A 10,972-nucleotide genomic window follows, 5' to 3' on the forward strand; every position below is an offset into this window, starting at 1 on the left:
CCAATTATGATTACACGTATGATTCAACCTCTATTCTTTATTAGTAGTATAATTAGGGTTATATTAATATCTTATCTTAATATATTGGGTTAATAGTTTTTACTTTATTCAATTGCACATAATTTGAGGATCGATTAGTAAGACCGTTAACTTAATATATGAAGTTCGCCCACTTGGGTGTATGCAGGGGTGCCCGAGCGGCCAAAGGGGGAGGACTTAAGATCCTCTGGCGTAGGCCTTCGAGGGTTCGAATCCCTTCCCCTGCACTCTATTAAGTATAAAAACAATTGTTTAGACAAATTTAAGCGCCTTAGTGGCTCAGCCGGTAGAGCGATACCTTGGTAAGGTATAGGCCGGGGGTTCGAATCCCCCCTAAGGCTTTTTGAAAGGAGGTTACTTTTACATTTTTTTTAAAGGGAAATGTTTAATTATTTGCAAAAAAGCATATTATAAATTCAAGTTTTTTAGGAGAAGGTTTTCGAGTGATTTTAAGGGCTTATTTAGTTCATGTTGGATAATTACGGTTTTTGGTTGATATTTATCTGAAAACATCATCCAAGCCAGTTGGTTTGGATAAATAGTCTAAAACCTAACAAAAAAATACCGATATTATGGTCAAACTCATTTTTTCTGCCATATAATATGATTCATTTCGGGTTTATACATGAAACTATTTCAATCAAATTTCAATATTCGGTTATAAATTAGATTTTCAGAAATTTTTTCTATGGCCAAATATTTAATAGGAATGTTTGCCGATAAAATAAGGTAAGTTCATGTCCATATTGTTAATTCTAATTTAGTGATAAAAGATGTCAAAAATTTTAGATATAGTCATGGCTGGTATTATTTCTGGGATTGTTGCTTACACAACATCTCAATTAGGAATAGCTGGGACAGTAATTGGGGCAATAATCGGATCAATGCTCTACCAGTTGATGACACATTTCTTCCGGAAACCCATAGACAATGTGGATAGTTTAAGAACACAGAAGGTGGAAAGCAGCGTATTCTACGTTTTTCCATTAATCATAATTTTAGGCATTGAAATTCTGTATCTATTCTCCTCATTTTATCATACTTTTGATGTTCTATTCCAATCTCTGGAAACTGCAACTGGATGGAACCTTTTCCGGACTATTGGTGTTGGACTTCTGGTTATGGGGGTTTATCCCCTCCTTGAACCTGACCGGATATCTGCCAAGTATGGTCTGATGGTGTTGGCAGTGGGTATAGTGAAGTTAATGGCGGGATTTGTTGATTATCAATGTTCATTTGTAAATTTATACTCACCCCTATTCCAACAGTTCAATGAAATAATTTCTATAGTGCTTATTGCTGTTCTTTTGTATATCACTGTATCGATTATTCAGGATTCAGCGCATTTAAAACGTGAAAAAGATCAAAATGAAGGTGAAGAAGGGGAATTTGATAAATTAGATGAGCACAATTGATTAATCAACATTTATGCCCAAATAGCAATGACAAAATAATTTTCACGCTTAACAACTTCTTAAAGAGTATTGGAAATTATAAAAATGGATGATGGGGCTATAAAACGAATTATCACTTAAATTGGATTGTATTTGTTCATATATAGGATCAGATCATCTGTGGAATCTATTAGTTCAAAACTCTTATTTTGGTGGCTTTGAGATGTGGGGGTGAGGGATTGGCCCTTTGGCAGGATAGTGGAAACCTTTAAATCCATGCACATAGCTTCACCTAAAGTTGTGAATCAGTCAATGGATGTCTTTTTAACAATATGTTCAGAGCATAAAATAAACTGCATGGATTATGTAGAATTAGTTCAATTAACTACATTAAAACATCATCCCCCCTTTATTGTTCCTGAGAGTTGTAGATAATGACTCCCATTAAATTAGTTCTTTCATTTTTTGCATATCTTTTTAATGGTTTTAGTGGTTTAGATTACTGAAAGTCGGATTGTTAAAGTACTTAAAATTATATTAAAATCTTTTAAAAAAATGAGACATTTCAACAAAAAAAAATTTGATCATAATGGCTTTATTTATAAATCCACATTTTATTTTCAGGTAAAAACGGTTCATTCGGATAAGATGGTAGTTTAACATGTTTTGCAATGCCAAAAAGCAACTGACCATTAATCACTATATAATTATAAATAGTGTAAATTAGAATTATCTTTCTAATGGTATCACTTATTAAGAGGTATCACTATTAATGGTGATTTAATGGACTTGAAATATTGGATAGGTTTATTGATTATACTCATAATTATCATCACTGTATTAACCTTTGGAACTGGAAATAATTATGACCGGATTGAGATAGCAGGTTCAACATCAGTGCAACCAGTGGCAGAAAAACTTGCAGAAAAATACATGAAACAACACCCCAATGTACGAATTGATGTGATGGGAGGAGGAACTGGCTTGGGAATTAGGAGCGTTTCTCAAAACATAATCGCAATAGGTACAAGTTCAAAATCGTTAAACAAATCCGAAAATCCAGACTTAACCAATTATACAATCGGGATGGAAGGTATTTTAGTGGTAGTGAATGTAAATAATCCAGTATATGACCTAACCACGAGTCAACTTAGAGACATATTCTCAGGTAATATCACCAACTGGAAAGAAGTTGGAGGTCCTGATGCCAAAATCGATCTGGTAATTCGGGAAGAAGGTTCCGGAACAAGGAAAGCCTTCGAAGATCTGGTAATGGACCAAACAGGGGTAAAATCTGATGCTGTTGTTCAAACATCCACAGAATCAATAAAATTAGCTGTTTATCAGGATCCAAATGCAATTGGATACATTTCTCTGGCTCACATGACCTCAGACGTCAAGGCATTAAAAATTAACGGAGTTACTCCATCTCTTGAAACAATAGCCGATAATTCATATACGTTACAAAGGCCCTTTTTGTTCGTTACCAATGGAAAACCTGAAGGAGAAGTAAAAAAGTTTATCAAATGGTGTTTAAGTTCAGAAGGACAGGAAATTGTTAAAAAAGAAAAAATTGTTCCCATAAAATCCTAATCCATTTAAATAACAATAATGGAAGAGTAAAAAAATTAAAGTTAATAAATTATACAAACTAGGCATAATTTCATTTAATTAATACAATGGAAATAATATCAATATTACATGAAAATAAAGGAGTTCGATCATGTCTAAATGGGATGAAGAGTATTTCATAGAAAAAGGGCTATTGTTAACAGCCATCTCATCCATAATAATTATTGCCCTCATAATCCTCTTCATATTTAGGGAGGGATTTCCCGCATTAGAAAGTGCAGGATTCTTCAACTTCTTATTTGGGATGGACTGGGCCCCGACCAAAGGAAAGTATGGAATATTTCCAATGATCATTGGATCTCTGGGAATTACCGCCCTTTCACTATTAATGGCAGTTCCTTTGGGAGTGATATGTGCCATATTTTTAGCAGAAATAGCACCAACTAACATGCGTAAAATTCTCAACCCCACAATTCAAACTCTTTCAGGCATTCCTTCAGTAGTTTACGGATTTTTTGGACTAGTTTTGCTTGTACCATTTATGAGATCACAGTTTGGAGGAACAGGTTTCAGTATGTTCACCGCATCAATTATTCTAACTGTCATGATCTTACCCATCATTGTAAGTGTATCTGAAGATGCTCTAAGATCTATCCCCCAAGAATACAAGGAAGCATCTTTGGCATTGGGAGCAACCCACTGGCAGACTATAAAAAATGTCATATTTCCCGCAGCAATTCCTGGTATAATTACTTCTATAATTCTGGGCATGGGAAGAGCCGTTGGCGAAACATTAGCCATAATCATGGTTGCAGGTAATGTTGTTCAGATACCCAACTCAATATTCGACCCTGTTCGTGCTTTAACCTCTAATATAGCCATTGAAATGGGTTATGCAACTGGAGTTCATTACAACGCCCTGTTTGCCACTGGGATAGTATTGGTAATCATGATCATAGTGCTACTGGTCATTGCCAATTACTTCCATTACAAAAAAAAGGTGACTATCGGAGGGGGTTATTTATGAAAAAATTCTCTCACTTCTTGAAACAATTCACTATACTTATCTGGAAATATAATAAAAATGATAACCTCCAAGGTTCCCCCAAAAAGGAGGTAAACACAATTGCATAGGTTCATACCTCCTAGAATAGCTCAAAAGATAATGACGGTTGTATTCTGGGCTTCTGGAATTATCACACTTGTCATATTACTGGTTATAATAGGGTACGTGCTTTTCAAAGGCATGCCAGTGGTGAATCTAGAGTTTATTTTTGGAAATCCTACGGATTCAGGAAAATCAGGTGGAATTTTCCCATTCATAATGTCCAGTATATATGTAACTCTAATCGCTGTTTTAGTAGCCACACCACTGGGTGTGGGGGCTGCGGTTTACCTTTCAGAATATGCAGGAGAGAACACCTTAGTAAAACTTATCCGTTTTGGATCAGAAACACTGGCATCAATACCTTCTATAATATTTGGCCTATTCGGATTAGCGTTCTTTGTAATTTACCTAGAAATGGGGTGGAGTATATTGTCAGGAGGGCTGACTTTGGCTTTAATGGCATTACCCACTATACTTTCAGCTTCTGAAGTCTCAATAGAATCAATTAACAAATCTTATGCTGAAGGAAGCCTTGCATTGGGCGCTACTAAATGGCAAACTATTTACAAAGTGATTATTCCAGCTGCACTTCCAGGCATAACTACTGGAATAATTTTAGGCGTGGGAAGAGCTATTGCAGAGGCTGCAGCAGTATTATACACAGTTGGTGCAGCTTTGATGATGCCAACATCCCTGATGGACGCAGCAAGACCCTTACCTTTGCATCTTTACATTTTAGCCACTGAAGGTTTATCTATGAAAAATGCATGGGGTACTGCAGCTGTGCTAATTATCATGATTTTAATAATTACCGTGGTTACCAACACCGTGGTTGATAATTATCGTAAGAAGATGATGGGGCGATAATGAATGGAATACAGAATAGAAGTAGAAAATTTGAATGTTTACTTTGATGAATTACACATACTAAAAGATGTAAGCTTAAAAATCCCCAAAAACGCAGTTACTTCTCTAATAGGACCTTCAGGTTGTGGGAAATCCACATTCATCCGAACTTTAAACCGGATGAATGACTTGATAAGTACCTTCAAATTGGAGGGAACTGTGCTACTTGATGGTGGCGATATATACAATCCTAAAGTTGATGTGGTAGACTTGAGGAAAAGAGTAGGCATGGTATTCCAAAAGCCCAATCCTTTTCCTAAATCCATATTTGATAATGTTGCATACGGTTTACGAGTACACGGAATCAATGATGAAGATGTACTGGCTCAAAAGGTTGAAGAAAGCTTGAAATCAGCAGCATTATGGGATGAAGTTGAAAATATTCTGGAAAAATCTGCTATGGGACTTTCCGGAGGTCAACAACAACGACTATGTATAGCGCGCACTATAGCTGTGGAACCTGAAGTTATTTTAATGGATGAACCATGTTCAGCTCTTGATCCAATATCCACAACCAAAATAGAGGATCTTATCCACAAGTTAAAGAATGACTTCACTATAATCATTGTAACTCATAACATGCAGCAAGCAACACGAGTATCCAAACATACTGCTTTCTTTCTCAATGGAGAGATTGTGGAAAGTGGTCTGACTAATAGAATTTTCATTGAACCAGAAGATAAAAGAACTGAGGATTACATCACTGGCAGGTTTGGATAGAAATTTTTTAAAAGATGATTAAGATTATAAAAATAATTGAGGCAAAAAAATGGACAGAAGATATCCCCGGATTCGGTTCCAGAAAAAACTGGACAAACTAAAGGATAAAGTGGATAAAATGGGTCAAGCCGCCCTTAAAGCGTATAGGGAAGCTTTCAGCACGTTCATTGATTATGATGAGGAATTAGTAAAGAATGTTCTCGAAATGAATAAAAAAGTTCATGAGATGGGCTATCAAATAGAACATGACGCTATGAGCATTATTGCTGCTGAACAACCAGTTGCAGGGGATTTAAGATTCATTGAAGCGTGTATTAAAGTTTCAGCTCACTTAAAACGGATCACAGGTTTAGCTGCAAATATTGCCGAGGTCGCACGTCATGTAAAAGATGAAGAAATCCCTGAAAGGCCAATGTTTGACTTACAACGTATGGCTGATATTGTGGATGGGATGGTGAGTAAGAGTTTAGTTGCTTTCTTAGCGAAAAATATGAATGTAGCTCGAGAACTTCACAGGGACGATGATAAGGTGGATGATCTTTTTGATCATGCCCTAAAAGCCATAACAAAAAGCATGTTTCAAGATAAAGAGTCAATATCCTACTTGATTTATCTCTTGTTCCTGGCACGTTTTTTGGAAAGAATTGCCGATCGTGCTGAAAACATTGGAGACAGAACCATCTTTATGATAACATGTGAAAAAAGGGATCATACAAATGGTAAACTGATTTAAGGATATTAAACCCCCTAATTTTCCATTTTTTTTTAAAAAATTAAATTTATTTAAAGTTATTAAATAATCCTCAGCTTTATTAAAAAACCTTAAACAGTCAAACTAAAAAAATAACAATATTTTTAAATCTCTTTTAAACGGATAACAACTAAAAATTTAAGGTTTTAGGATACCCGTAGCTCTTCTAGCACTCCAACACTGGATACATACTCCAATAGGAAGTCCAGCGGTGTGAGTATCGGCATACTCTATTTTAACGTCTAATGCAGTTGTTTTTCCTCCCATACCCATTGGGCCGATACCAGTAGAGTTAACTACTTCCAAAATATCCTTCTCCAAATTTGAGATCCGCTTTTCAGTGTGATTAACACCAACTTGACGAAGCAGTGCTTTTTTAGCGAGTTTCAATGCCATGTCTGACGTTCCTCCAATTCCTACACCTACCACCATTGGAGGGCATGGTTTACCGCCTGCAGATAATACAGTTTCCAGTACAAAATCTTTAATACCGGCTTCACCTTCTCCTGGAAGAGCCATTTTAAGTGCATTATTGTTTTCAGAACCAAAACCTTTAGGAAAAACAGTAATCTCCAGAGAATCAGTGTTAACCAGTTCAACATCAATTTGGGGGATAAATCTTCCAATGTTATTTCCAGTGTTACGACGGGTTAAAGGATCAACCACATTAGGGCGGAGTGGAATCTCTTCAGTTCCCCTTTTAACCCCATTGATAATACCATTAACAATACCTTCATGGTTGTTTTCTACTTCCACTTTCCCATATTTAACAAAAATTATGGGAAGTCCAGTATCTTGGCAAAGAGGGATTCCCCCATTTTCAGCAGCATCTACATTGTCTAAAATGGCTTTGAGATTAAGAAGAGCAGTTTCATCTTCTTCTAAGTCATATGCAGTCTTAAGTGCTTTTTTAACATCATCAGGAAGCTTTATAACTGCTTCCTTAAACAAGCGACATACTGCCTCTTCCACCATCTTTTGTCTAATCATAGGATCAGTATATAAAAATTCAGTTATTTAAATCTTAAGTGAATATGATGTTATGTTTAAATTTATTTTAAAAAAAATAGTAATCAGATTCCAATTTTTAAAAAAATAAAGTATAATATGAAATAAAAAGATGATCAAATCAATATTTCATGATCATCTTAACTTTTTCCAGTTCTTTAGCTATTCTATCCCTTTTATCGGTTAAAATATCTTCAGAACTCATTTTCAGAGCTTCTTTAGGACACACGGAAACACATAATGGCTTATCTAGTCCAACACATAGGTCACATTTGCTGGCTACTCCACACTCATCCAATTGGATGGCCCCTATAGGACAAGCATCCCTGCAAAGTCCGCATCCAATGCAAGCTTCTTCATTGATTACAACTGCTCCTTCAACTTTTTCAATGGCTCCTTCAGGACATACTATCATGCAGGGAGCCCGGTCTTCAGCACAGTGCAAACAGAACACTGGCACTCCTTGAACCACTCGAATAGCATTTTTAGGGCATACACGCTCACATTTACCGCATTCATCACAAAGTTCGGGCCTTGAAATGAGTTCCTTCATTTATTCGGCCTCCTTTTCTAACGATTTCTTGGCCCTGGTGTTGGCGGTTATTATTTTAACTAGATCAGAACTTTTCCTCTTTTTATTACTCAGGCCAGTAATTTTTGCAATGTGTTTAAGTTGACGTTCAGCTTGTAACTTATCAGTATCCACTTTAGCTATGGCTCTTTTGGAACACGCTTTTATACATGCGGGAGTATCAAGATCAGGGCACTGATGGCATTTATTAGCTTTACGTTCATGGATCAGCACTGCACCAAAGGGGCACACCATCATACATAGTCCACATCCAATACATTTGTCCTTATCAATCCCTTCCTTGCTAATGGCTTCAGTAGGGCAGATTAGTTCACAAGGTGCATCTTCACACTGTTGACATATGATTGGATAAAATGATCCCTCCACTTCCCTCACCAAGATCCTGGAAGTACCATAGAGTTGGCTACATGCATCTTGACAATCAAGGCACCCATCACAAAGATCTGGTTGGATTATAATTTTTTCCAAGGCTAAGCCTCCTATATTTTAAGTTCAGTGCAGAGAACATCGATATTTTTTTGAATACGTTTTCTTTCTTCTTCGGTAAGATGTTTAAAACGTTTTTGAGCCAATAAATATTCATCAACCATCTTACGTTCCATTGGACGGTAGGTAACACGGAAATCTCCATCTTCAATTTCATATAGTATCCATGAACCGGTTTCAACTGCTAAACGTCCCAGTTCAATGGTTTTTGAAGGATCATAACCCCAACCAGTGGTGCATGGTTGGTGCAAGTGTATGTAGGCTGGTCCATCAGTTTCCTTTGCTTTTTGAACCTTTTTCATGAAGTCTTCCGGGTAGGAAATACTTGCTGTAGCCACGTAAGGCACACCATGGGCAGCCATTATCATGGGAATATTCTTTTTAGGTTTGTCTTCTCCAAAACTTTCTTTACCATGGGGGCTGGTAGTTGTGGAAGCACCGTAAGGAGTTGCTCCACTTCTCTGCACCCCAGTGTTCATGTAAGCTTCGTTATCATAACAAATGTAAATCAGATTATGGCCTCTTTCCATTGCTCCAGATAGGGCTTGCAGTCCAATATCCGCAGTTCCACCATCTCCCGCAAATGCAACAACTTGGGCATCTTTACCTTGACTTTTCAATGCTCTTTCTACTCCTGATGCTACTGCAGCAGCGTTTTCAAAAGCTACGTGTATCCATGGGATTTCCCATGCTGTTTCTGGGTAGGGGGTGGTTATAACTTCAAGACAGCCTGTGGCAGAAACAGCTACTGTGTTCTTGCCCAGTGCCTTCAGGGCTAATCTAACCCCCACTGTGGCTCCACAACCGGCACATGCTCGGTGTCCTGGTGCCAGGAATTCTTTTTCGCTGATATTCATTTAAACCTCCTCCGTTTTTAGTCCGATCCATTCAATCTCACGGGTGGGGTTTTTTGTTTTTTCCACAATCTCTCTCACATATTCGGTGGTTATATCTCGCCCTCCCAATCCGGCTATGAATCCGTATGCTTCGGCATTTGTTTTGGCTTTTATATTGTTGTAAAGAACCCCTCCCATTCCAAAGGAGATGTTTTTATCAATAACTGCTACTTTTGAACCATTTTCCAGAACTTGTTTAATTTCTTCTCGGGGAAATGGTCGGAATACTCTAATTTTTAAGAGCCCTACTTTTTCTCCTTCATCTCTAAGGCTGTCTATTACATCTTTTATAGTACCACAAAGAGACCCCATGGCTACAATTATAATTTCGGCATCGTCACATTTGTATTTTTCAACAAGATCATATTTTCTGCCAAATATTTCAGCAAACTCCTGATTAGCTTGAACCATGACTTCTTTTGATTTTTCCATGGCCACTTCTATAGCGTAACGAGCTTCCATGTAATAATCAGGATCTGTGAAAGTACCAATGGACATGGGGTTTTCAGTGTCAAGGAAGGCATATGGCTTGTATGGGGGTAAGTATCGATCTACATCTTCTGCACTGGGTACTTCCAATGGTTCTACCGTATGTGTTAGGAAATATCCGTCAATACAAACCATGCAAGGTAAAAGAACATCACGATCTTCAGCAACCCGGTAAGCTATCAAAACAGCGTCTAATGCTTCCTGAGCGTTTTCTGCATATATTTGTAGCCATCCAGAGTCACGTTCGGATATGGTATCTTGTTGATCGTTCCATATGCTTAGTGGTGCTGATAGAGCTCGGTTAGCATCTACCAGAACAATGGGGCTCCTCATACCTGCTGCAGCAAAGAGGATTTCGTGCATTAATGCCAAACCCTGGGAGGAAGTTGCAGTGAAAACTCGAACTCCAGCTCCGGAAGCGCCTAACGCGGCACTAATAGCACTGTGTTCTGATTCTACCCTTATATATTCAGATTTAAGATCGCCATCTGCCACGAACTGGGCTAAATATTCAGATATTGTTGTTTGAGGAGTTATGGGATAAACAGGAATTACTTGTGGTTTTGCCAGTTTAACAGCTTCTGCAACGGCCCTGTTGGAAGTAAAAACTTTTTTAACCATATTATCCTCTCTCCATTTTTATTGCTTCGACTGGGCATTCTTCAGCACATATGCCGCAGCCTTTACAGTAGTCGTAATCTATGTCATAATCCTTGTTAATGCATCCTTCAGGGCAGAAAAGAACACAGTTTTCACAGTCAATACATTTTTCTTTGTCCAAAATTGGTTTAAATGTTCTCCAGCTCCCGGTTTTGTTATTTCGTGAGCTGCCAGGTTCTTTGACACATGCTCCAATTGTTACCATTAAATCACCTTTATAATTATTATTTCACCTTTTCAAAGGCAATTTTAGCTGCTTCAGCATTTTTCTCCCCAATTTTGCCGGGGAAAGTTTCTTTTATAATTTTAATTATTGAATCTAAAGATACTCCGCCAATTACTTTGGCAAAG

The 10,972-nt window shown here is 37.5% G+C and carries 14 protein-coding genes and 2 tRNA genes; 8 read left to right on the forward strand and 8 right to left on the reverse strand.

Annotated features, from left to right (window positions below):
- Positions 1-183: 183 nt before the first annotated feature.
- The 3 genes from GXZ72_00165 (at position 184) to GXZ72_00175 (ending at position 1,454) form a co-directional block, all read left to right on the forward strand.
- A tRNA-Leu gene (locus GXZ72_00165) sits at positions 184-266 on the forward strand.
- A 41-nt stretch (positions 267-307) separates the two neighbouring features.
- Positions 308-380, forward strand: a tRNA-Thr gene (locus GXZ72_00170).
- Between the two features lie 432 nt (positions 381-812).
- On the forward strand, positions 813-1,454 hold the full coding sequence (locus tag GXZ72_00175; protein HHT17974.1) for a hypothetical protein: 642 nt from the start codon (positions 813-815) through the stop codon (positions 1,452-1,454).
- 116 nt (positions 1,455-1,570) lie between these two features.
- Here GXZ72_00175 and GXZ72_00180 read toward each other — a convergent pair whose 3' ends face one another.
- The gene (locus tag GXZ72_00180; protein ID HHT17975.1) at positions 1,571-1,717 is read right to left on the reverse strand and encodes a hypothetical protein; all 147 of its coding nucleotides are present in this window, start codon (positions 1,715-1,717) and stop codon (positions 1,571-1,573) included.
- A 499-nt stretch (positions 1,718-2,216) separates the two neighbouring features.
- On the opposite strand from GXZ72_00180, the gene GXZ72_00185 reads away from it, so the two are divergent.
- From GXZ72_00185 to phoU, 5 genes are all read left to right on the forward strand, one after another.
- Positions 2,217-3,026, forward strand: coding sequence for a phosphate ABC transporter substrate-binding protein (locus tag GXZ72_00185; protein HHT17976.1), 810 nt, complete (start codon positions 2,217-2,219; stop codon positions 3,024-3,026).
- 130 nt (positions 3,027-3,156) lie between these two features.
- On the forward strand, positions 3,157-4,032 hold the full coding sequence (gene pstC / locus GXZ72_00190) for a phosphate ABC transporter permease subunit PstC (protein HHT17977.1): 876 nt from the start codon (positions 3,157-3,159) through the stop codon (positions 4,030-4,032).
- Between the two features lie 99 nt (positions 4,033-4,131).
- Positions 4,132-4,980 carry a phosphate ABC transporter permease PstA gene (gene pstA, locus GXZ72_00195; GenBank protein HHT17978.1) on the forward strand — a complete coding sequence of 283 codons (849 nt, stop codon included), beginning with the start codon at positions 4,132-4,134 and terminating at the stop codon, positions 4,978-4,980.
- Between the two features lie 3 nt (positions 4,981-4,983).
- A complete protein-coding gene (locus tag GXZ72_00200) occupies positions 4,984-5,739 on the forward strand; it encodes a phosphate ABC transporter ATP-binding protein (protein ID HHT17979.1) in 756 nt (251 codons plus the stop codon).
- 49 nt (positions 5,740-5,788) lie between these two features.
- The gene (gene phoU, locus GXZ72_00205; protein HHT17980.1) at positions 5,789-6,472 is read left to right on the forward strand and encodes a phosphate signaling complex protein PhoU; all 684 of its coding nucleotides are present in this window, start codon (positions 5,789-5,791) and stop codon (positions 6,470-6,472) included.
- A gap of 156 nt (positions 6,473-6,628) precedes the next feature.
- On the opposite strand, the gene GXZ72_00210 is transcribed toward phoU, so the two are convergent.
- From GXZ72_00210 to GXZ72_00240, 7 genes are all read right to left on the reverse strand, one after another.
- Entirely contained in the window at positions 6,629-7,480 is an 852-nt protein-coding gene (locus GXZ72_00210; GenBank protein ID HHT17981.1) for a fumarate hydratase, read from the reverse strand.
- A gap of 139 nt (positions 7,481-7,619) precedes the next feature.
- Positions 7,620-8,051, reverse strand: coding sequence for a 4Fe-4S binding protein (locus GXZ72_00215; protein HHT17982.1), 432 nt, complete (start codon positions 8,049-8,051; stop codon positions 7,620-7,622).
- Positions 8,052-8,558 carry a 4Fe-4S dicluster domain-containing protein gene (locus GXZ72_00220; protein ID HHT17983.1) on the reverse strand — a complete coding sequence of 169 codons (507 nt, stop codon included), beginning with the start codon at positions 8,556-8,558 and terminating at the stop codon, positions 8,052-8,054.
- A gap of 11 nt (positions 8,559-8,569) precedes the next feature.
- Complete coding sequence (locus tag GXZ72_00225; protein HHT17984.1) at positions 8,570-9,433, reverse strand: pyruvate synthase subunit beta; 864 nt, start codon at positions 9,431-9,433, stop codon at positions 8,570-8,572.
- Positions 9,434-10,582: a pyruvate ferredoxin oxidoreductase gene (porA, locus tag GXZ72_00230; protein HHT17985.1), complete on the reverse strand. Its 1,149-nt coding sequence runs from the start codon at positions 10,580-10,582 to the stop codon at positions 9,434-9,436.
- Between the two features lies 1 nt (position 10,583).
- Positions 10,584-10,826 carry a 4Fe-4S binding protein gene (locus tag GXZ72_00235; protein HHT17986.1) on the reverse strand — a complete coding sequence of 81 codons (243 nt, stop codon included), beginning with the start codon at positions 10,824-10,826 and terminating at the stop codon, positions 10,584-10,586.
- A 19-nt stretch (positions 10,827-10,845) separates the two neighbouring features.
- Positions 10,846-10,972: pyruvate ferredoxin oxidoreductase (locus GXZ72_00240; protein ID HHT17987.1), on the reverse strand; the 127-nt coding region annotated here is incomplete at its 5' end.

It is taken from the genome of Methanobacterium sp. (genome assembly GCA_012838205.1).
Taxonomy (GTDB): domain Archaea; phylum Methanobacteriota; class Methanobacteria; order Methanobacteriales; family Methanobacteriaceae; genus Methanobacterium.